This is a genomic window from Gammaproteobacteria bacterium (genome assembly GCA_040183005.1).
Classification (GTDB): domain Bacteria; phylum Pseudomonadota; class Gammaproteobacteria.
The window spans coordinates 102708-123416 of the sequence record JAMPIW010000005.1 but is presented as its reverse complement, the minus strand read 5'-3'; the positions used below and the strand labels follow the sequence as shown (position 1 = coordinate 123416).

General features: G+C 55.6%; 18 protein-coding genes and 1 pseudogene. 6 read left to right on the top strand and 13 right to left on the bottom strand.

Annotation, left to right across the window (positions count from 1 at the left end; all coding sequences use genetic code 11):
* The 3 genes from M3A44_05775 to M3A44_05765 all read right to left on the bottom strand — a co-directional run.
* Positions 1-1422 (bottom strand): PAS domain S-box protein (locus tag M3A44_05775; GenBank protein MEQ6341162.1); only part of this gene is annotated, 1422 nt, incomplete at its 3' end.
* Between the two features lie 150 nt (positions 1423-1572).
* Positions 1573-1944, bottom strand: coding sequence for a hypothetical protein (locus M3A44_05770; GenBank protein ID MEQ6341161.1), 372 nt, complete (start codon positions 1942-1944; stop codon positions 1573-1575).
* Entirely contained in the window at positions 1896-2873 is a 978-nt protein-coding gene (locus tag M3A44_05765; GenBank protein ID MEQ6341160.1) for an IS4 family transposase, read from the bottom strand. Before M3A44_05765 ends, M3A44_05770 begins: the two co-directional genes overlap by 49 nt.
* A 400-nt stretch (positions 2874-3273) precedes the next feature.
* Here M3A44_05765 and M3A44_05760 point away from each other — a divergent pair.
* A pseudogene (locus M3A44_05760) lies at positions 3274-3771 on the top strand (transposase).
* A gap of 481 nt (positions 3772-4252) precedes the next feature.
* Positions 4253-4579: a c-type cytochrome gene (locus tag M3A44_05755; GenBank protein MEQ6341159.1), complete on the top strand. Its 327-nt coding sequence runs from the start codon at positions 4253-4255 to the stop codon at positions 4577-4579.
* An 83-nt stretch (positions 4580-4662) separates the two neighbouring features.
* Here the strand turns inward: M3A44_05755 and M3A44_05750 are convergent, their stop codons facing one another.
* Complete coding sequence (locus M3A44_05750) at positions 4663-4815, bottom strand: rubredoxin (protein ID MEQ6341158.1); 153 nt, start codon at positions 4813-4815, stop codon at positions 4663-4665.
* Positions 4816-5004: 189 nt separating this feature from the next.
* Between M3A44_05750 and M3A44_05745 the strand changes: the two genes are divergently transcribed.
* The 3 genes from M3A44_05745 to hemL are packed head-to-tail and all read left to right on the top strand — an operon-like array spanning position 5005 to position 7732.
* Entirely contained in the window at positions 5005-5817 is an 813-nt protein-coding gene (locus M3A44_05745; protein ID MEQ6341157.1) for a hydroxymethylpyrimidine/phosphomethylpyrimidine kinase, read from the top strand.
* 2 nt (positions 5818-5819) lie between these two features.
* Positions 5820-6452, top strand: a complete 633-nt coding sequence (gene thiE / locus M3A44_05740; GenBank protein ID MEQ6341156.1) for a thiamine phosphate synthase — start codon at positions 5820-5822, stop codon at positions 6450-6452.
* Positions 6452-7732 (top strand): glutamate-1-semialdehyde 2,1-aminomutase, encoded by a 1281-nt coding sequence (gene hemL, locus M3A44_05735; GenBank protein ID MEQ6341155.1) that lies wholly within the window; start codon positions 6452-6454, stop codon positions 7730-7732. The genes thiE and hemL overlap by 1 nt, the downstream gene beginning before the upstream one ends.
* A gap of 91 nt (positions 7733-7823) precedes the next feature.
* Here hemL and M3A44_05730 read toward each other — a convergent pair whose 3' ends face one another.
* Positions 7824-8531, bottom strand: a complete 708-nt coding sequence (locus M3A44_05730) for a PEP-CTERM sorting domain-containing protein (protein ID MEQ6341154.1) — start codon at positions 8529-8531, stop codon at positions 7824-7826.
* A 291-nt stretch (positions 8532-8822) separates the two neighbouring features.
* A complete protein-coding gene (locus M3A44_05725; GenBank protein MEQ6341153.1) occupies positions 8823-9524 on the bottom strand; it encodes a PEP-CTERM sorting domain-containing protein in 702 nt (233 codons plus the stop codon).
* A gap of 806 nt (positions 9525-10330) precedes the next feature.
* On the opposite strand from M3A44_05725, the gene M3A44_05720 reads away from it, so the two are divergent.
* Positions 10331-13390 carry a hypothetical protein gene (locus tag M3A44_05720; GenBank protein ID MEQ6341152.1) on the top strand — a complete coding sequence of 1020 codons (3060 nt, stop codon included), beginning with the start codon at positions 10331-10333 and terminating at the stop codon, positions 13388-13390.
* A gap of 66 nt (positions 13391-13456) precedes the next feature.
* Here M3A44_05720 and M3A44_05715 read toward each other — a convergent pair whose 3' ends face one another.
* From M3A44_05715 to M3A44_05685, 7 genes are all read right to left on the bottom strand, one after another.
* Positions 13457-14320 (bottom strand): lactonase family protein, encoded by an 864-nt coding sequence (locus tag M3A44_05715; protein ID MEQ6341151.1) that lies wholly within the window; start codon positions 14318-14320, stop codon positions 13457-13459.
* Between the two features lie 471 nt (positions 14321-14791).
* Positions 14792-15562 carry a hypothetical protein gene (locus tag M3A44_05710; protein MEQ6341150.1) on the bottom strand — a complete coding sequence of 257 codons (771 nt, stop codon included), beginning with the start codon at positions 15560-15562 and terminating at the stop codon, positions 14792-14794.
* The gene (locus M3A44_05705) at positions 15555-16595 is read right to left on the bottom strand and encodes a MotA/TolQ/ExbB proton channel family protein (GenBank protein MEQ6341149.1); all 1041 of its coding nucleotides are present in this window, start codon (positions 16593-16595) and stop codon (positions 15555-15557) included. The genes M3A44_05710 and M3A44_05705 overlap by 8 nt, the downstream gene beginning before the upstream one ends.
* Before the next feature lie 106 nt (positions 16596-16701).
* Entirely contained in the window at positions 16702-17115 is a 414-nt protein-coding gene (locus M3A44_05700) for an NUDIX domain-containing protein (GenBank protein MEQ6341148.1), read from the bottom strand.
* A 44-nt stretch (positions 17116-17159) separates the two neighbouring features.
* A complete protein-coding gene (locus M3A44_05695) occupies positions 17160-18017 on the bottom strand; it encodes a hypothetical protein (GenBank protein ID MEQ6341147.1) in 858 nt (285 codons plus the stop codon).
* A gap of 91 nt (positions 18018-18108) precedes the next feature.
* Positions 18109-19173: a uroporphyrinogen decarboxylase gene (gene hemE, locus M3A44_05690; GenBank protein MEQ6341146.1), complete on the bottom strand. Its 1065-nt coding sequence runs from the start codon at positions 19171-19173 to the stop codon at positions 18109-18111.
* Positions 19174-19266: 93 nt separating this feature from the next.
* Positions 19267-20685 carry an FAD-dependent oxidoreductase gene (locus M3A44_05685; protein MEQ6341145.1) on the bottom strand — a complete coding sequence of 473 codons (1419 nt, stop codon included), beginning with the start codon at positions 20683-20685 and terminating at the stop codon, positions 19267-19269.
* Between the last annotated feature and the right edge of the window lie 24 nt (positions 20686-20709).

Genomic DNA, 20709 nt, shown 5'->3' with positions numbered 1-20709 from the left:
GAGAAACAGCAAGGCTACCGGTTGATTATCGTGCCGGAAGGCATGGGTCAGACGCTGGCTCAGCCGGTCTTGAAACAGGTTGCGGTTGGGCAGGCCAGTTAGTTCGTCAAAATTGACGAGATAATGGAGCCGCTCCTTGTCCTGTTTGTGCTCCGTGATGTCCCGCACGATGCCGATTATCAAGAACCGGTCGCCAAGCTGCATATCGCTGACGGCAAGATTCATGGGAAAGGTCGAGCCGTCCTTGCGTAGGCCCTGTATCTCGCGCACACCGAAGTTAAGGCATCTGGCTTGGCGGGTGCTCAGATAGCGTGCTACATAGCCGTTATGCTGGCTGTGATGGGGTTCGGGCATCAGCATGTTGACGTTCTGGCCGATTACTTCATCCGCGTCATAGCCGAAGACTCGCTGTGCGGAACGGTTGAAGGATTCGATAATGCCGTGCTCATTGATGGTGATGATGCTATCAATCACGTTGTCCATGATGGCGCGGGTGTGCTCTGCGGCCTCTATGGCGCGAGCGCGCAACTTCTCCTCTTTAGTGAGGTTTTCTACGGCGAGGAGAAGTTGCGCCGCTTCCGGGGGCTGTTTTTCTGCGGAATCGAGCCGGGCAATGGAGATCCGCAGATATTTTGTCTCTCCTTCACTGGCGATTTTAACGGCCATGCCCTGCCGTGCCTTGCCCGTTGCCAGCACTTCATCCACCGCCTCTTGAATGCCTGTCTCTGGCAAAATCTCTTCAAGGTGTTTCCCGGTCAGGTGATCGGCGCTCAAGCCGAACAGCGCCCCGCACGGCAGGTTGGCAGAGACCACGCGGTGTTCCGTGGAAATCACCAACAAGCACAGAGGCAGGCTGACGACGATGTTCTCAGCATGCGCCTTCAGCGATTCGATGGCCCGGCGATCGGCATGGATATAGGTGTCGATGGCCAGACCCATGTCGAAAAAAATTATCCTGATCAGGGCGCGTAGCGCCGCCAACGTCTTGTCGGCGTCACCCTGGGTGATGTGCCACACCTCGGGCAACAGGTTTATGAGGTATTTGCTGTAGGCGCCCAGGTACCATTGGGGGGCCAGCCCGACGCGCTGATGCACAACGCCCACGCGCAGGCGATCGCGCACATAGTCCCAATCGTATTCTCCCGCCGTCAGGCGGTCGAAGTATTCCGACTGTTTTTGTTTCAGGCGCACCAGGGTGCGCGCATCGGGAATCAGGGCCTGTGTTGGGGTGAAGGCCGCGAGATGGGCATAAAAATCGTCGATGAAATAGGAGCGCGCCGCGCTCAGGTGGCCGTGCAGTTCCTTGAGCAGCGCCTCGTCGTTCGCGATGATCTCGAGGTAGTCCTTGCGCAGGGAGATTTCATCGGCGTCGATGTCCATCTCTCTGAGGATGCTGTCGATAAGTTCATCCATTGACTCCATTTTTACCCCCTGTGGATATTTCATTTTTGTTTGCAGGCATGGCAGAGTCAAACACATTTATGATGATTGGCGCAAGGGACGTATGGTTATTCTGGTATTCGAAAAGGGGGTGAGGGGGAGGATCCCCCGATCGGAGCCTCTGTCTCTTGATCACAATGTGGCACGCGCGAGCCTGCTCATTTGATAGCCCTCAAGTCGCTCCTTCAAGCGAAACCAGCCATGCCACATCGTGTCCCACCCAGGACGCCCAGTGCGCTTGGTGTCAGTAAATCCGCCCAACTTCGCGACCGCCAAGCACGCCCAACGAATCGATGGCGCCGTCGTCGGTGGCGCGCTGCGCTGGGTCGATACCCACAACACGGTCCACTCGTCTTCGCTCAGTAGCGTGTCGCAGCTCACCTGCTCATCCTCCTCCGGCGTGTCCAGCATTTCTCGCAATTGCAACAAGCGCACGGCCAGAAACGCGGTGATCACTAACATCCGTTCCAGGTTCGCCGCGCTTTGGAAGCGTTGCCTTTCCACTCCCACGCCACTCTTCCACGCCTTGTGATAATCCTCAATGCGCAATCTGGCGCGAGTGAGCGCACCACCTGCCGCGCCTCGTCCGCGCTGCCCACCAGTTCGCTCGTCAGCAACACCCAGCGTAACGGTTCCACGTCCGGCGGTGCATCCTTCTCCTCAACCAGAATCGCGTTCACGGTTAACGGCTCACGGCAGCCGGCACCCCCTGCCGGGGCGTGTAGTTCCAGACTCAGGCTGCGCAGATGCACCGTGGCTTGACGCGCTTTGCGGCCTCCGCGCTGCACGACGTTCACCGTATAACAACTCAACCGCGCCGCATCCTGTTCCAGCGTCGCAAACAGCGGGTGCGCGCTGTGCAGCACGCGTCGATCCACCTTGGCCCGGATCACAAAGCGCTGCGCGTGCCGCAACTTGTAATCCAGGTACTCGTACACGTCGGATTCACGATCACACACCGAGATGGTGCGCGCCATCGTGGCGCCCAAACGCTCGGCGGTGCGCTCCGAAGCTTGTTCCCACTTGTAGCTTTCCTTGTCTTCATAGGCGCGTTGCTTGCGTGAGTGTTTCTTGCCGTGGTCTTTGCGCTTTCGACACCAGTGACTCTGCTCAATCAACCCGACGGTATTTTCGCCAGCGGCATCCAGCAGCAGCACCGAATGCACCTGAAAGCCTTTGCGCTTCGCGTCTTTTTGGTTGCTCGTGATGCCCAGCTCGCCCTCCACCGCATGCGTATAGCTCACGCTGGTGGTGTCTTCCACGGCCAGCAACAACGCATGCGCTTGGGCGTGCCGCGCTACGCTGGCGAAGCTACCCTCTCGGATGGCTTCCGGTTTCACACCGTCGTTACGCAGCAATCGGTAGCCGCCCAATAATGCCGCGCCATCGCCCTGGCAGCTCTTCGCCAGTGAACGGCCCATCTGCTTCGACATGAGTGCCGCCACGTCCACCAAGCGCCCCGTGCGCCGCCTAGTTCACAGTCGCCAAACATCCGTCGTGACCATTCCATCTCATCCTTGGGTATCATTGCAACCGAACGCTCCTTTTGCCTCAGAGGGTTACAAGATAGCTCTCATATGAAATGTGATCAAGAGACAGGGATAGCCTAGGGCGTCCTGTTTTATCGGAGTCTGCGCGAGAGCGCAGGCGTAGACAAAATGGGATGCCAACGACAGGCGTAGAGTCATTGTGGTAGCTGTGGTGCGCTGCGTAGTAGCGCGCCGCTGCGGACGCAGGACGGTCCGGGCTGCCGAAGGCATGGCTGCCGCCGAGCGCGGGCATTTTGGGGCAGGGATGTCCCAAAATGTATACCGAGCACGGCGGCACTATCGGTCCATGCTGGTCATCGTCCCCTATATCACCCAGGTCCCCAACGACAAGCAACAGATCCAACCTGCACTGGGCAAGATAGGAGCCTTGCCAGAAGGCATGAACGCGCCCGAGATATTGCTGGCGGATACCGGCTACTTCAGCGAGCAGAACGTCAATGCCTGCATCGAGGCGGAAGTTGAACCGCTGATCTCCATCGGCCGGGATGCACATCATCCCGGCTGGAAAGAACACTTCAGTGAACCCGATCCCCTGCCGACAAACGCCACCCCGGTCGAGACAATGAAGCACACGCTCAAGACTCAGGCAGGCAAGGCGAGCTATGCGCTACGCAAGCAAACGGTGGAGCCGGTGTTCGGCATTATCGAATCGGTGATGGGGTTTCGCCAGTTCATGTTGCGGGGTCTGGAGAAGGTTGGTCACGAATGGACGCTGGTGTGCCTGGCGTGGAATTTGAAACGAATGGCCATATTGCGCCAGAATTGCGTCCAAAGTGGGTGAAATAGGCGAAAAATGATGGAAATAGAGTAAAAAAACAGCGAAATATGCCTATTAATTGTGCAAATACACGCTGAGGAGGGTGGCTTATTGCCCCAAGTGTTTTAAGTCCGACAGGCTGCTAGGGCGTCATTTTTGCCTTGCGCTTTGCCTCGCCTATTTGGTGAATGTCTCCTTTCCATGTTCTTACACAAAATCAGTGTATTACGGCATATATGGCAGTTCAATCGCTGTTTATAGGTTTAAGCAGACTTTATGCAATTGCCCTGATCAACTCTATTCCCGCTTGACACTCGGCTGACCTCATGGCATAAAAGCAGACTGTTGAATGCATAATTCAACAGGGGAAGGGCGCTGTTTTTCTTTGGAATAACAGTGTTTTTCTCATAAAAATATCGCCCGTAAAACATCGCATGTCGCCGAGTCCTGATTGAGGTGTCGGCAGCGCGATTTTTGTCAGTCAAATGAAAAGGAGAGAAAAAGCATGAGAGCACGTTTGTTGGGTGTTTCCGCCGCAGCCGTAATGTTGCTGGGCGCAGGTCAGGCCAGCGCAGATCTGGAGCTGGCCAAGGCCAGTGGTTGCTTGGCTTGCCACAGCGTAGAAAAGAAAGTTGTTGGCCCAGCTTGGAAAGATGTCGCCGCCAAATACAAGGGTAATGCCGGTGCCAAAGCTGAGCTGGTTGCCAAGGTCAAGGCCGGTGGCAAAGGTAACTGGACCGCAGTGACCGGCGGCGTGCCAATGCCTCCCTACTCCCCCCGCGTTTCCGATGCCAACATCGAAAAGCTGGTAGATTTCGTTTTGGCTCTGTAATAAGCCAGAATCGAGTCATACAAAAGCCAGCCTCCGGGCTGGCTTTTGTTTTTCCGCAGGGATGACTTGCTCGCGGATAGGCTCTAAATTTCCATCATCTCGAAATCTTCCTTGCCTGCCCCGCAATCCGGGCAGCGCCATGTAAGCGGCACATCCTCCCAGCGGGTGCCGGGCGCAATCCCTTCTGCGGGCAGGCCTACGGCCTCATCATAAACGAAACCGCAAATTACACACATATAGGTTTTTAATTCCAGTGTCTGAACTGTCACAAACGTGCTCCAAGTCTAATCAAGCGAAATCCGGTATTATTCCGGAGCGAATCTTCGCATTTTTTTTGTGGCGAGCGAAATGCTATAACGGTGTAAAATTTCAATATATGCAGACATAATGGCGGTACAATTATCGCTTTTCAAGGACGTGTGAGTATGACTGAGCAACAATCCATTCCGGTGGTCATGGTTTTTGCCGGCTGCGACTCCACTGGCGGGGCGGGCATTCAGGCCGATATCGAGACGCTTGCGAGTATGGGCTGCCATGCGGCGCCGGTAATTACGGCAATCACGGTGCAGGATACCCAGCAGGTGCAAGGATACACGGCCATCGACGCCGCCTTGGTCATTGCGCAGGCGCGCGCGGTGCTGGAAGACATGCCGGTGGCTGCCTTCAAGATCGGGATGGTGGGCAGCGTGGAGAATGTGGAGGCGATCCACACCTTGTTGCAAGATTACCCGGATGTCCCCGTCGTGCTCGACCCAGTGCGAGCAGCGGGCGGTGGCGGTGAACTAGCCGATGAGGAAGTCGTGGACGCCATGGTGACGTTGCTGTTTCCGCTGACTACGGTGTTGACTCCCAATACCCTGGAGGCGCGCGCTCTGGCACCGGAGGCCGATACTCTCGATGCCTGTGCGCAGGAAATCCTGGAAAACGGCTGCGAATTCGTCCTTATCACCGGCGCCCACGAAAACACCGCAGCGGTGATTAATACGCTGCACGGTAACCGGCGTCAATTGGAATCATTCTCCTGGGAGCGTCTGCCAGCGAGCTATCATGGTTCCGGTTGTACCTTGGCATCCGCCATCGCTGGCCTGCTGGCTCATGGTATGGAGCCCTTTACCGCCATACATGAGGCGCAGGAATATACCTGGGAAACGTTGAAACACGGCTACCGCATCGGCATGGGACAATACCTGCCTAACCGGCTTTTTTGGGCGCGGGAGGATGAGGATCAAGGCGCGTGAAAATGCCGTTGCGTGGTCTTTACGCCATCACAGATAGCAGCTTGATTGTGCCAGGGCGTCTCCTGGATGTCGTGAGCCGTGCCATTGCGGGCGGCGCCGCGGTGATCCAGTATCGGGATAAAGGCCTGGACGGCCTGCACCGCGAGAGTGATGCTCGTGATTTACTTACATTGTGCCGCTCGCATGGCGTGCCGCTGATCATCAATGATGACGTGGCGCTCGCCCGATCTGTTGGCGCGGATGGCGTGCACCTGGGGTGCGACGATATACCGCTGACGGAGGCAAGGCGTATTCTGGGGGCGGCGGCGGTGATTGGTGTCTCCTGTTACAATAATTTTGAGCTGGCAGTAACGGCGCAGGAGGAAGGTGCCGATTACATCGCCTTCGGGCGGTTTTTTGCCTCTCAAACCAAGCCCAGTGCCGTACAGGCGAGCATAGATTTGATTCGCCGCGCCAAGGCGACCCTCGCTATTCCAGTGGTAGCCATTGGCGGTATTACGCCGGATAACGGCGCTGTATTGGTCGAGGCTGGCGTTGATATGCTGGCGGTGATCGGGGGCCTGTTTGGCCGACCTGACCCGGCGCACGCGGCACGGCGATACACACAACTTTTCGAACAAGAAGGAAACACGTAATGACTCGATCCCATGAACTTTTCCAACAGGCCCAGCGGCATATCCCTGGCGGTGTGAACTCGCCGGTGCGCGCGTTTCGTGGCGTGGGTGGCGAGCCGGTATTCCTCAAACGCGGCGCTGGCGCATATGTGTATGACGAAGACGACCGGCGCTACATCGATTATGTTGGCTCATGGGGGCCGATGATTCTCGGGCACGCCGATCCCGAAGTAATCAAGGCAGTGCAAGAAGCCGCCGCCAACGGCCTTGGTTTTGGCGCTCCGACCGCTATCGAAACCACCATGGCCGACCTGCTCTGCGAGCTGGTGCCATCCATGGAAATGGTGCGCATGGTCAGCTCCGGCACCGAGGCCACCATGAGCGCGATTCGCCTGGCGCGCGGTTACGCCGGGCGCGACAAAATCGTCAAATTTGAGGGTTGTTACCACGGGCATTCGGATTCGCTGCTGGTCAAGGCCGGCTCCGGTGCGCTCACCCTGGGTGTGCCGACATCGCCGGGTGTGCCGGTGGCGCTGGCCGAACACACCATCACACTCGATTACAATGACCTCTCTCAAGTGGAGGAGGCCTTCGCTCATGTCGGCGGGCAAATCGCCTGTATCATCGTTGAACCCGTGGCGGGCAATATGAATTGCATTCCGCCCTTGCCCGGTTTTCTGGAAGGGCTACGCACTATCTGTGATGAATACGGCGCGGTACTGATCTTCGATGAAGTGATGACCGGCTTCCGTGTCGCACTGGGTGGGGCGCAACAGTTCTATGGCGTGACGCCGGACCTCACCACCTTAGGCAAGATTGTCGGCGGGGGGCTGCCAGTCGGCGCCTTCGGTGGCAAAAGGGCGGTCATGGAGCGTATTGCCCCACTTGGCCCGGTCTATCAGGCCGGCACCCTCTCCGGAAATCCCGTGGCGATGGCTGCAGGGTTGGCCACCCTCACCAAGCTTCTCAAGCCAGGGTTTTATAGCGATCTGTCTATGATGACCCAGCGCCTCACGGATGGCGTCACTGCGCGCGCCAAAGCGGCGGGCATTCCCATGTGCGCCAACCAGGTGGGCGGCATGTTTGGCCTGTTCTTCAGTGACGAAACCAGCATCCACAGTTACGCCCAAGTGATGAACTGCAATGTGGAGCGTTTCAAGCTATTTTTTCACGGCATGCTGGAGCAGGGCGTATACCTTGCGCCATCGGCTTTCGAGGCTGGCTTTGTCTCATCGGCGCACGGCACGGCCGAGATTGATGCTACGCTCGACGCGGCGGAGAGGGTGCTGGCTGGGTTGTGATAGGGGGGCGTTCCCAAATAGATGAGAATGAGCCAAAAAAAGGGCTTGTTTTCGAGCAAGCCCTTATCAAGGATGATCCACGTTTAGTGGATCAATCGAGTCGCACTTGGCGTCGGCGACCGACAACCGCACCTATCAGGCCCAAGAGGCCGACGAGGAATATTGTGTAGGTTGCGGGTTCGGGGACCGCTTTAACGTTCACGTTCAGGAACGCCTCCTTCTTCTCAATGAAAGAATCAGTCGGGAAGGATCCGAGTGGTGTGTAAGCGGACAAAAGGTTGTCGATTGCCACGTTGGCCTTGATGGCCGGTGTCGCCAGCCCTGCGAAGGCGGTGGCGTTCCAGTTCTTGGTGTTAAAGTTGAACAGGGGATTCGATGTGAAAACGGCTGTTTCAGTGATCGAGGATGTCACAGCGCCGCTATATGGCGCCTGCGGAGTCACGCGCAATATCCCGCCTGCATTTACCCCAACCAAACCGTCGCCGAAGTAATAGTAGTCGCCGCCTTCATTCAGGGTGAATCCGTTGATCTGATAGCCTGATTTGGCGGTAAGTGTTAGTTCAAAGCTCGATTGGACTGATTTGACGCCATCGCCCGCGCTGGTGGTTGAGAAGCCTGGTGATCCGGATGGGAACCATTGGACTACGTTGCCTACGATCGTCGGAGTGCCAAACAGGCTGGCCTGGGCGTCATTGTAGCTGAGGTCGAAGTAGTTGCCGCTCAGCGTTTGAATTGCGGCGCTTGCTGGAGTTGCTATAACGGCACCGAAAAGTGCCAGGGCGAGGGTGGATTTTTTCATAGTTAATGACCTCAGGGTGCTAGTAGTAAAAACTGAACATAGCAACCTTGCTGTCTGAACTTTTAGCAGTGAAATCCGTGTGCGCGCCGTCCTATTTTGCGCTGCTCTTCGAGTTGAATTTATGTGATTATTAGATGGCGTTGCAACTTGCCTGTTTGTTACATTGTCACTTGAGCTTCACCAGTTTGAGGCTTTTGAGCGCGCCGTGTGAATGATCTAAGCCTGTCCCCACAAATTAAGGGCCTGTTCGAAAACAAGCCCTTTTAATTAGAGGTGAGAACGTTTAACGGGTCAATCGAACTGCGATTGGCGTCTACGGTATGCAATGGTCCCTATCAGACCTAGGCCAGCAAGAAGCATCATGTAGGTTTGGGCTTCGGGAACCACGGTAACATGCAGGAATGCCTCCTTTTTCTCGATGAACGCCTGAGTGGGGAAGGATCCGGGCGGCGTGTAAGCAAACAAGAGGTTCTCAATCGTAACATTGGCTTTGGTGAGGCCCGTCGTGTCCACAGCGGCGGTCGCGTTCCAGTCCTTTGTGCTGAAGTCGAGAGGGGCGTTCGCCGTGAAAGTGCCAGTGTTGGCGATGGGGGATATCACAGTACTGCTGGACGGATCCAGCGGAGTTACGCGCAACTGCCCCCCTAGGCCCACGCCAACTGTCCCGCTGCCAAAGTAAGAATAATCACCGCTTTCCTGCAATTCGAAATTGGTGAGCTTGTAATCCGAATCCGGTTTGGCGGCAATTGTCAGCGCAAAGGTCGAGCTGGCCTTCTGGATGCCGTCGCCCGCGCTGTATGCCGAGAAGCCGGGCAAGCCGGACGGAAACCACTGGACTGTGTTGCCAACGATCGTTGGGGTGCCAAACAGGCCAGTCAGAGAGTCATCGTAACTTATATCGAAGAAGCTGCCGTTGACCGTTTGTATTGCGGCACTTGCTGGGGTTGCTGCAATGGACCCGAGAAGCGCCATCGTGAGAGCGATATTTTTCATTGATTCAAGACCTCCGTTTGCTATCTATTGATGATGATATCGGTTAAAGCCTGTGGTTGGCAATGCCAACGCTACGTCGCTCAATGCGGTGGCCCCTATTAATTGGTTGAGTCCTGAAACCGTGTTGGCCATACCTTTCTCTTTGGGTGGAAAGAGGATGGATTGTATGACAGTGACTGTATGTTACACCGAAATTACAAAAAAATCTGTAGAATCAATGATTAAATGTTACGTCATGATGCAAAGTTATAATTGCAAAAAACACGCCATTTCGCGAATAATTATTATATATTATTGATATATAAATGATTATTATTTTTTCCGCATTAGGTTTCCGTATTCAGTGGCAGGGCGCTGCTCTTTTGTGGATGCGCGGATGAATAATGGAATTCGGTGTCGTTTATGAATATATATATTAATCAATAGCATATTATTTTTTTCTGCGTGCTTTAATGTGGTGCAGCCTGCGCCGCCATGGACATGAAAATAAGTCATGCCGGGTTGGGTGGATTATTTGTCGGCTTGTGGAGACAAGCGCCCTTGCCGAGGATTTGTGATTGTTATTTCTCATTTTTATTAAGATAAAAAGATTCTAAATGAAAGTATCTTCCGAAGTTATCAAGAAGGCGCAATTTCATATTTTTTGTTCTTTCTTTTTAATATCAAACGGTTGAGTGTTGTATTCTAACGCTGAAAGATGGGCGTCGTATGTCGACGACATCCATGGCGTGATTAATATGTCGAATCACCCAGTCTTGCAATAATCTTTTCGGCCATCACCGGATGGTGTTTAATCAAGGAGTCTCATGACCATGCTACATCGTGTCTTGTTTTGGCTGCTGATTTTTGTTACAGCGCCGCTTGAATCAGCAACTGTAGTGGTCGCCCCTGATACGGTGCCCTATGGCCGTGCCGCAGAGGTGATGGTTACCGCTAATGGCGCGGTGTCGCCCGGTAGCCGGTTTGTGCTGGAGCCTGGTGGTCCTTTTGTCACGCAGGAGCTGCCATTGAAATACAAAGTGCGTGATATGGCGCTGCGGGATGGATTGGTCTATCTGGCAGCGGGTGAGCAGGGGTTACGGATTATAGATGCTGGGATGCCAGGCGCTCCAAAATTGGTTGGACATTTTTCTGCAAATCCGGCTGTCCGCATTGTGGTGGACAGTGGGCTGGCCTTGATTACGGATGGCGCCACGGCTCTGGAAATGGTGGATGTTAGTGACGCGTCGCATCCCAAGGCGGTAGGCCACTATCGTTCTGATCGGCCTATTACAGACGTGTTTGTGGATGGCGGATACGCGTATCTGCTGCTGGATAAAGCCAGTGTTGCGGTGCTTGATATCCGTTCGCCGGAAAATGCCGTCGTGCTTTCCCGTTATGCGCTGGAGGGGGAAGCGGGCAAGCTATTTGTCGCGGGGGATCGTGTTTATGTGGCGAATGGTGCCCGGGGTCTTACGGCGTTAGATGCCAGTGACAAATCCCAGCTCAAACCGGCGGGGCGTTATGCCGTTACGGGCGGTGCGATGAATGTGGCGGTGCAGGATGGACTGGCGTTGGTGGCGCGCGGTGTTGGCGGGCTGGGGGTGTTCGATGTCTCCGATCCGGCGCGCGTCACGTGGTTGGGCAGTCACAGCCGGCTGGGTAATGTTACTGGCCTGAAAATCCAGGGACGGCAGGCGCTGGTGTGGAATGACCGCGCCGAGTTGATGCTGCTCGATATTGCCAAGCCTGCCATGCCCGTTATCATTGCTTCTTACCGCACTACATATAATGTCGCCAGTGCCGAGCTGAATGGCGGCGAGGTGATCGCGGCCACACCGTCTGCGCTTCAGGTGCTGGATTTCTCTGGCGTGCCGCCGCAGTTTTCAAATGAAAATATGGATGTGGGGCAGGGCGTCAATTTTGGCGGTGAGCGCAGGCTGTTCATCCGCGATAGCATTGCCTATGTGTCGGACTGGTTCTCTGGCCTGCATCTCTATGATATCAGTGATCCGCACCGCCCCAAACTGTTGTCTACCTTTCATACGCCGGGCTCTGCCAAGGGTGTGGTGGTGAGAGGTGATTATGCTTTTGTGGCGGATGATGACCGTGGTCTGCTGGTGTTGAATATCAAGGATCCGCGCCAGCCCATGCAGGTTGCCAATCTACCTACCAACGGTCTGGCCTATACGCCGAAGTTGGTGGGCGATCTGCTCTACCTTGCCAGCCATCGAGGTGGTTTTCAGATCATTGATGTCAGTAATCCTGGCGCGCCTGCGATCATTGCCGATGTCGACACGCCCGGCAAGGCGTGGAGCCTTGAGGTTGCCGGTGATGTGCTCTATGTCGCGGATGATGCTTCCGGCATGCTAGTGTTCGATGTGAGCGATCCGCGCCGACCGCGACAGATAGGGACATTTAGCCCGGGCGGCGCGGCGGAGGATGTGGTGGTGCGAGGTGATACTGCGTACGTGGCCTTTTTTGACCAGGGTTTTTATGTGCTTGATATTAAAAATCCCGCCGAGCTGAAAGTGCTGGGGCATACCTCCACGCCAGGCAATGCGCGCGTCATTGAGCTGAAAGGTGCTTTGGCTTATGTCACGGACTGGTTCGCGGGGGTGCAAGTGATCGACATCAGCGATGCGCACCATCCCGCCATCATCGGCAGTTATGACAGCAGCGGCGCGGCGTGGGGCATCGGCATCAAGGGTAATTATGCCTATATCGGCGATTGGTGGGGCGGGTTTGTTGTGCTGGATATCAGCAATCCCGCATCTCCCGCGCTGGTGGGTCATTATCACGCCCCAAGCCAGCCCCAAAATCAGGTGATGCAGGTCGCCGCGCAGGGAAAGTTCGCCTATACGGCCAATAGTGCGACCGGATTGCAGGTGTTTGATATTACCAATCACCTGAATCCCACCTGGGCCACGGGCTTGGATATCAACGGCACTGCCAAGGCGGTCTGGCTGGATGGGCCGGTTGCTTATCTTGCCGTTGAGGGTGGCGAGGACGAGGGGTTGGTGGTGGCCGATATCCGCAATCCGTATCAGACGCACCGCATTGGCGGCATGAAAATCGTGGGTGGCGCGCAGGGTGTGCAGGTATATAACGGGCGTGCCTATGTTGCGAGCAGCCGTGCCGGGCTCATTGCTATGGACGTTAAAAATCCCGGGCAACCGCAACACCTTGCGGCTTACCCTGCAAAGCTGAACGATGTGTGGGTCGATAGCAACCGTATCTTTATCGCAACGGTGGATCGTGGGCTGGAAGTGCTCGACACGGTCCTCAAGCCAATCTTACGTTATAAAACTGATCATGAGTTTGCCTTGGTTCGTGCGCGCGGCGATACCGTGTTCCTTTACGAAAAAGGTGTGGGGATTCATGTGCTGGATGTCGGCGTCAAGAATGTCAGGCAGATCGCGTTGTTTGAGACCGGCGAGGAGCTATCGGGCATCACATTGGAGGACGATGTGTTGTATGCGGCCGGACAACAGTCAAGGTTGATGGCAGTCGATATTTCCAGCCTGACACAACCGAAAATACGGGCCATTTATCCACTAACCCAGCGTGTCGGGAAAGTTACCCTAACCAATAACATCGCCCTGCTTGGGGGTGCGGATATCATTACCGCGGTGAAGCTGCTGCCGTCTATTGAGCTAACCATTATTGGTGAAAAGAAAATGCAGGCAATTATTCCCAAGGACATGCCGCTGGGGGCATACAACATTGTGCAGATTGATCGTAATGGAGGAAAAGAAATCAGTCATAACGCGCTGAAAATCGAGATGCCGCGTTTCTCCAAGCCGAAAATAACTCCCGAGGAATTTCAGCGATTGCTGCAGGAGCAGAAAAAAAAGTTGCAGGAAAGCGCGCCCGCCAACCAATAACAAGTGCGTGTTATTTTTGTAGCTGCCGGGCAAGGGCGAACGTAATTGCTGGCCATACGGCGTGCATCACTGTGCATGCAGCAGACAGCTTGTGTTATCTATCGAAGGCGCAGTCGTTGCCCTTGGGGCTGCGGTTAGATTGATTGATGCCGCACCGGGTCGGCCCTGTGTTGTCTCTGGTGATACCAGCATGCCGTTCTCGGAGTTGATAGCATAAGCGGATATGCTGCTCGACCGGACATTCGCTACATAGGCGAACCGGCCGGAGGGATCCACGGCTATTGAGAATGGCCCTACCCCTGCAGGGACTGTTCCTAACATATGTAGTGCACCGGTATCCTCGTCGATGGCATAGGCCGAAACATCATTGGAACCAAAATTGGCGCTATAGAGAAACCTCCCTGATGGCCCTACGGCTATCGAGTAGGGGTAAGTTGGATCGGCGAAGGTGCCAATAGCGGTCAGAGCACCGCCATTGGGATCGATGCGGTAAGCTGAGATGGTGCTGGAAATCCCGTTGGCCACGTACACAATTTGGCTGAAGGGATTTACTGCCACCGCGCCAGGATTTTTACCTGTCGCCACGGTGCCTATAGTTTTGAGCGCGCCGGTGCCGGCATCTATGGCGTAGGCAGATACGCTGTCGGCAAGATAATTCGCGACATAAATGTATTTGCCGCAGGGTTCCACGGCCATGGCAGTAGGATACGCCTCGGTGGCGTAGTGGCCGATAGGTTTTGGTTGACCGGTCTCCCCGTCGATGCGGTAGGCTGAGATATCATTGGACTGGCCGTTTGCCACATACACATAGCGTTCCTTCGGGTCCACGGCTACTGCTTCAGGGCTGGTTCCTGTAGAGATGGAGCCAGCCGCAGTCAATATGCCAGTCGCGCCGTCAATGGTATAACTCGACAAGGTATTGGAGTGCATATTAACCGCATACGCAAAGCTCCCTGAGGGGGCTGTGGTTATAGCGCGAGGAGCGTTTTCGCCCGGAACCACTTCCGCCATCTCTAAAGTACCAGTTACAGCATTTACCCTGTAGATGGAGATAGTGTGGTTATAGAGATTGGCGACATATGCAAATCGCGCTGTCATAGGAGGCGCCTTCGTGCCACTGCCACGATGCGGCGCGGAGTCTGCCTGGTTCGGAGTACCTTGGGTGGGTGTAGCTAGTACACTTTCATGCATGCCGCCGACCAGGCATAGGATCAAAATAAGGTCACATAGGCCATAGGCATAAGGTCGTGACATAAGAGTCCCTGAAACATCATCATTATTTTAAAGTGTAGCACAGATGGCTGGTTGGCCGACTAGGAGTAAGGGGCTGAGATGCGGATCTGGCTGTAATCATTGCATTGGGAAGGCGTTCTACCGCTACTGGAAGAACCTGTAAAAATCCTACTTGAAATCAAGGTGCAGCATCTTGCCGCCGGTTTTTTGCGCGAGCGTGCCGTAGGCGAAATTGGTTGAGTCGTTCGAGCGGCCCAGCGGCAGGGTGAATACCGGGCTGGGAATTTTATCGTAGTAGATCTGGTCATTAGATGGTTCATCGCCAACCAGCAAATAGGCGCCTGGCGGTGGCGCGTTTCTGGCGGCTACGCGGAAGGCGTAGCCTATGGTTTCCATGCTGCCGATGAAAGGCGCGCCGCGCATCAGCCGGTCGAACATCTCGCCCATTGAGCCTGTGTAGGTCTCTGCCTTGTTGTCGGAGAACCAGGTGATGGCGGATAGCCGTTTGCCCGATTTTGTGACAACCAGCCGCAGTACCGGTACTAGGAAGGATGCCAGGCCGTGCATGGAGCCCGAGGCATCGACCACCAAGTGAATGTCATCGCCGGGTATATTTTGCAGCCCTTCGATAAAAAGATCGAAGTCCTTGCGGCCAAAGGTGGAGGTTTCGAGGATTTTTTCGAGATAGTTTTCCTCGCTGTTTACAACGATCTGTTCAAGGTTTTTTGCCAGGCTTTTTTTGTCTGCCTCTGCTGCGGATAATCGCTGCTGGAGATCCTGCATCTGTCCTTTCAGTTTTTCGGGCTTGCTGCCGCCCGACATGCGGGCGGTGATCACCATGATGGTGAACAGGAAGATAAAGATGACCAGCATCAACAACGCCATATCTGAATAGGTGATATAGACGCTCTCATCCATGAAACGGCGGCGTCTATTCATGGGGCGACCCAGACGGCGGTGATCGTCGCTTGCGACTGGACAGGAAAAGCCTCTTCAGCGGTGGCCACCAGGCGCGGTTGACCTGATCCACCAGCTTGATTTCCTGCCGCAACAGAATACGGTAATGCTTTTGCATCTTGATGGCTTCTCTGAGGGCGGCAAGATCATCGCCTTTTTCCAGCCCATCACCAAAATCGCTCAGGCGCTTGGCCTCTTCACGGAATTCCATCATCGCTTGTTTAGAGCCCGCAAACGCATCCTGCAACAGTTTGACATTCGCGCCCAGCGCGGCAACCTCGCCGTTGAGGATGCGCACATCTTTTTCTTCCGTTTGTTTGCAATCGGCCGCGCAATAGACCAGGCAGATTTTCATGATGCGATCATAGAGGTCCTCAACCCCATTTTCGGTAATCAGGGCGAACACGCGCAGCAGCAATCCGCCAAACACTGCGCCCATCAGCGTGGCGTAGAAGGCCGTACCCATGCCGCCCATTGCCTTGCGTAACCCTTCCAGCAGCAGTGCTTCGTCGTGGCCTAATGCCTCCAGCGAGCTGCTTAGACCGGCCAGTGTGATGCTCAGGCCCATGACTGTCCCGATCAATCCCTGGGTGATGAGCAGGTTGCCCATGACCGATAGGCCATGGCTGGCACGTTGATAGAAAGAGATTTCGGTCTGGAGCAGCGCTTCCAGATTGATGGGACCGTTGACCATCACCACCTCTTTAAGCGAGGCGAAGAATCGGTGGGAGGCGTGGCGTTGCAGTGGGGTGGCGATACCCATCAAGCCTTTTTCCCGGGCGACCCTTTCCATGTGTATCACTTCAACGGATTCACGCGTCAGTGTCATGGTGAGTATGAAGCTGACGAGCATGCTCAGCACAAACAGCACAAGGATGACCCAGGTGAGCTTGGTGGTGTCGTTTTTTATGAATTCCCAGATGCCGGTATCGACATACAGTCCCAGCGTGACGATGAGTGCGAAAGAAGCCCAGACCAGCCAAAACAGCAAGGTGCGGTATACCTTGTTGCTCATACTATTTTCTACCTTTCTGCTGAAGGATTGAGAAACAATTCACGGCTGTTGGCCAGGATCAATCTGGCAGTGTCCAGACACGCATCTATCCGCTCTTACGGTGCTTTTACGAGGTCAGGGTCCACGCCCAGTCAAGAATAGACAGTACACGTGGAGCCACCATGCCACGCGCCTCCTGGTAAGTTACCCAGCGATATTCTTCGTGCTCCGGGCGTCCCAGCTCGGGATTTACCGGCAAGGTGATATTGGCCTGCCGGGTTTCAGCGACGTAGTATCGCGCCACCTTGCCGCGACCGTAAGGCGGTGTCTCTTGATAGCTGTTCCCCCAGGTAAATGTCAAGTTATTTAGTGAGGTTTCTTCTTCCACCTCGCGGATGGCGCCCTGCAGTGGCTCTTCACCCGCCTCGACCATTCCTTTGGGGAAGTCCCAGTTGCGGTAGGCGCGCAGCAATAGATACCACTTTTTGTTTTCTTCGCGGCGGATAACAATCACCCCGGCGGAGAGGGTTTTTTTCTCCATTGTCACCGGACCTCCTGAAATCCATGGTTGAATTGTAAAAAGAATTAGACGGCAATCCCTCTGGAGCGCAGGTGTTCTTTCGCGGCCAGCGCCAGCAAAGTCATCTCCATGTCGCGTTCCCAATCATATCCCTTGGCGGCTTCTGTGTATCCACGCAGACTGATGCCATGGAAGGGTTCGTCGGCGTAGATCCTGACGTGGCGGATTTCTTCGATGCTTGCCGACAGCTCGGGCCATATTTCGTGCATCATGTCGTTCTGCCGTGTCACGGACCATTCGTCGATAAGCTTGTAGCGCGGCGGCAGTTGGGTGAACGCCTCGGCGGTGCCGGTCTGCCGCTTGCCTGTGGATTCGTCGATGTGATCCGTGTAGACGTAGACAATCAGTTTTGGCGAATGTTGCAGAATCTCGGGGGTCAGGTTGATTTCTGACGGCATCCAGGAGCAGAAGGCGACATCGAAGGGAAAGTCGATGTCGCTGATGGGCTGGTTACGCACCTCGTAACCGTTGGTGTCATGGAAGTCGGGAATCTGGTGAGGCTTGGTGGCGGGATCGCGCACGCCAATCACGCTGACGCCCTCGCGCGCCAGCAGGCTGCCGATGAAGCCATTACCGCAGTTCAGGTCGCAAGCAATGGGTTGAGCGGCTACCTGACGCGCATAATGGGCGATTTTTCGCATTTCGCTACGCAGTGGGTAGTAGTAGGCAATTGTCGGGCCGGTAGTCGCTGCATTTCGATCCGGATTGCTGAAGATCAATGAGTATAACGGCAGGCCTTTGATGCGTTCGGCGAAGGGCAGGGCGGGATTCCAGCAGGCATGTTCTTTTTGCTGCACGGCAACGATGCGGGTAAACATCTCGTTGCTAAAGGATTCCATCTCACGGAGTGGTTCAAAATTCATGGTCGTTTCCATTGAGAATTGGCCCCAGAGGACTCAGGGGGCGCCGAGGAAGAAGGTCTCGGTTTTCCGCGCCCTCTTGGGGTGAAAAAAATTACCTGTGATATTGAGGGCTTAGTTCGTGTACGGCCTCGACGAATACCCGTGCGTTTTCGGGGTCCACATGCTGGTGGATGCCGTGGCCTAGATTGAACACATGGCCGGAGCCATGTCCGTAGCTGGCGAGGATGGTTTCCACCTCGGCGCGGATCCGTTCGGGGGAGGCATACAGCACGCAGGGGTCCATGTTGCCCTGCAGGGCGACACGATCCCCTACTCGTGAGCGCGCATCGCTGAGGTCTGTTGTCCAATCCACGCCCAATGCATCACAACCTGTATCGGCCATCGCTTCCAGCCAGGCCCCGCCGCCCTTGGTAAACAGGATCACCGGCACGCGGCGGCCTTCGCTTTCGCGTTGCAGGCCGTGGACGATTTGCTCCATGTAGCGCAGCGAAAACTCGCGGTAATCACGCGGGGTCAGTACGCCGCCCCAGGTATCGAACACCATCACCGCCTGTGCTCCGGCAGCGATCTGCGCGTTCAGGTAAGTGGTGACCGACTGCGCCGTGGTATCCAGCAGCTTGTGTAGCAGCGTGGGCTGATCGAACATCATGCCTTTAATTTTTGAATATTCCTTGCTGGAGCTGCCTTCCACCATGTAGGTGGCCAGTGTCCATGGGCTGCCCGAGAAACCGATCAGCGGCACCCGGCCATGCAGTTCGCGGCGTATCAGCCGTACTGCGTCCATGACATAACGCAGATTGCTTTCCGGGTCGGGCACACCCAGTGCAGCGACATCGGCAGCGGTACGCACCGGACGCTCAAAGCGTGGCCCTTCGCCTTCGGAGAAGTACAACCCCAGACCCATTGCATCGGGGATGGTGAGGATATCGGAAAACAGGATCGCGGCATCGAGCGGGAAGCGCTCCAGTGGCTGCAATGTGACCTCGCAGGCCAGCTCCGGGTTGGTGCACAGATCCATAAAAGAACCGGCGCGCGCGCGGGTGGCGCGGTATTCAGGCAGATAACGCCCCGCTTGGCGCATCATCCATATCGGGGTGACATCTACAGGTTCGCGCAACAGGGCGCGGAGGAAACGGTCGTTTTTCAATTCAGACATGTAAAGGCTACTCACGCAAAGGCGCCAAGGCGCATAGAAATATTTAATCCTGGAAGAGGTACTTGACCGCTTCTTTGGGCAGCGTTGTTAGATTTAAACACCCAGATAATCCAAAATCCCCTGCGCCGCCTCACGGCCTTCATGCACCGCGGTCACCACCAAGTCTGAACCGCGCACCATGTCGCCGCCGGCGAAGACCTTAGGATTGGTGGTCTGATGTTTGAACTTGCCGCGTGCGGGCGCTTTGACGCGGCCGCGTTCGTCCACGGCGATGTTGAAATCGCTGAACCATGGCGCAGGGCTGGGCTGGAAGCCGAAGGCGATGATGACGCAGTCCGCAGGAATGATCTCTTCCGAGCCGGGCACCGGCTGCGGACTGCGGCGCCCACGCGCATCAGGTGCGCCGAGTTCGGTGGTAATCACCTTGACGCCGGTCACCCGTTCTGTGCCGACGATCTCGCCGATGATCTCTATGGGCTGGCGGTTCCACAGGAACTGTACGCCTTCTTCCTTGGCGTTGGCGACTTCGCGTTTTGAGCCGGGCATGTTGGCTTCGTCACGGCGGTAGGCGCAGGTGACGCTCGCGGCGCTCTGGCGGATGCTGGTGCGGTTGCAGTCCATCGCGGTATCGCCGCCACCCAGTACAACCACGCGCTGCCCTGCCATGCTGACGAATTTGGACTCGTCCTTTTCTAGGCCTAAATTGCGATTGACGTTGGATATCAAAAACGGCAGGGCCTCATGGACGCCCGAAAGGTTTTCGCCGGGAAAGCCGCCCTTCATGGAGTTGTAAGTGCCCATGCCGAGGAATATGGCATCGTACTCTTCGAGTAATTTCTCGAAGGTAATATCCTTGCCGATATCAATATTGAGGCGGAATTCCACGCCCATTTCTTCCATCAGCGCGCGTCGTGTCCTTACTACTTCTTTTTCCAGTTTGAACTCGGGAATGCCGAAGGTGAGCAGGCCGCCGATTTCGGGATAGCGGTCGAATACTATCGGTTGTACGCCGTTGCGCACCAGTATGTCGGCGCAGCCCAGGCCCGCCGGGCCCGCGCCGATGATCGCCACGCGCTTGCCGGTGGCGGCCACGCCTGACATGTCAGGTTTCCAGCCGCGTTTGAGTGCTTCTTCGGTGATGAATTTCTCGATAGAGCCGATGGTCACTGCGCCGAAGCCGTCATTCAGGGTGCAGGCACCTTCGCACAGACGGTCTTGCGGGCAGACCCGTCCGCATACCTCGGGCAGTGAATTGGTGCGGTGTGAGAGCTCTGCTGCTTCGAAAAAGTTACCTTCTTCGATCAGTTTCAGCCAGTTTGGAATGTAGTTGTGAACCGGGCATTTCCATTCGCAATAGGGGTTGCCGCAGCCCAGACAGCGTCCGGCTTGGGCGGCGGCGGCCTTGGCGTCGTACTGGCCATAGATCTCGCCAAACTCATGGATGCGCACCGCCGCAGGCTTTTTTGCCGGGTCTTGGCGCGGGATTTCTAAAAACTCGAAATTCTTTGTCATTTCAAAAACCAATCATGCAATCAA

What these genes read in the sequence shown, in the direction of transcription:
- M3A44_05765 (MEQ6341160.1), bottom strand. Translation starts at nt 2,873, where the DNA reads ATGTCGAAGCAGATGGGCCGTTCACTGGCGAAGAGCTGCCAGGGCGAT.
- M3A44_05755 (MEQ6341159.1), top strand. Translation starts at nt 4,253, where the DNA reads ATGAGAGCACGTTTGTTGGGTGTTTCCGCCGCAGCCGTAATGTTGCTG.
- M3A44_05750 (MEQ6341158.1), bottom strand. Translation starts at nt 4,815, where the DNA reads ATGTGTGTAATTTGCGGTTTCGTTTATGATGAGGCCGTAGGCCTGCCC.
- M3A44_05745 (MEQ6341157.1), top strand. Translation starts at nt 5,005, where the DNA reads ATGACTGAGCAACAATCCATTCCGGTGGTCATGGTTTTTGCCGGCTGC.
- thiE (MEQ6341156.1), top strand. Translation starts at nt 5,820, where the DNA reads ATGCCGTTGCGTGGTCTTTACGCCATCACAGATAGCAGCTTGATTGTG.
- hemL (MEQ6341155.1), top strand. Translation starts at nt 6,452, where the DNA reads ATGACTCGATCCCATGAACTTTTCCAACAGGCCCAGCGGCATATCCCT.
- M3A44_05730 (MEQ6341154.1), bottom strand. Translation starts at nt 8,531, where the DNA reads ATGAAAAAATCCACCCTCGCCCTGGCACTTTTCGGTGCCGTTATAGCA.
- M3A44_05725 (MEQ6341153.1), bottom strand. Translation starts at nt 9,524, where the DNA reads ATGAAAAATATCGCTCTCACGATGGCGCTTCTCGGGTCCATTGCAGCA.
- M3A44_05720 (MEQ6341152.1), top strand. Translation starts at nt 10,331, where the DNA reads ATGACCATGCTACATCGTGTCTTGTTTTGGCTGCTGATTTTTGTTACA.
- M3A44_05715 (MEQ6341151.1), bottom strand. Translation starts at nt 14,320, where the DNA reads ATGCACTCCAATACCTTGTCGAGTTATACCATTGACGGCGCGACTGGC.
- M3A44_05710 (MEQ6341150.1), bottom strand. Translation starts at nt 15,562, where the DNA reads ATGAATAGACGCCGCCGTTTCATGGATGAGAGCGTCTATATCACCTAT.
- M3A44_05705 (MEQ6341149.1), bottom strand. Translation starts at nt 16,595, where the DNA reads ATGAGCAACAAGGTATACCGCACCTTGCTGTTTTGGCTGGTCTGGGCT.
- M3A44_05700 (MEQ6341148.1), bottom strand. Translation starts at nt 17,115, where the DNA reads ATGGAGAAAAAAACCCTCTCCGCCGGGGTGATTGTTATCCGCCGCGAA.
- M3A44_05695 (MEQ6341147.1), bottom strand. Translation starts at nt 18,017, where the DNA reads ATGAATTTTGAACCACTCCGTGAGATGGAATCCTTTAGCAACGAGATG.
- hemE (MEQ6341146.1), bottom strand. Translation starts at nt 19,173, where the DNA reads ATGTCTGAATTGAAAAACGACCGTTTCCTCCGCGCCCTGTTGCGCGAA.
- M3A44_05685 (MEQ6341145.1), bottom strand. Translation starts at nt 20,685, where the DNA reads ATGACAAAGAATTTCGAGTTTTTAGAAATCCCGCGCCAAGACCCGGCA.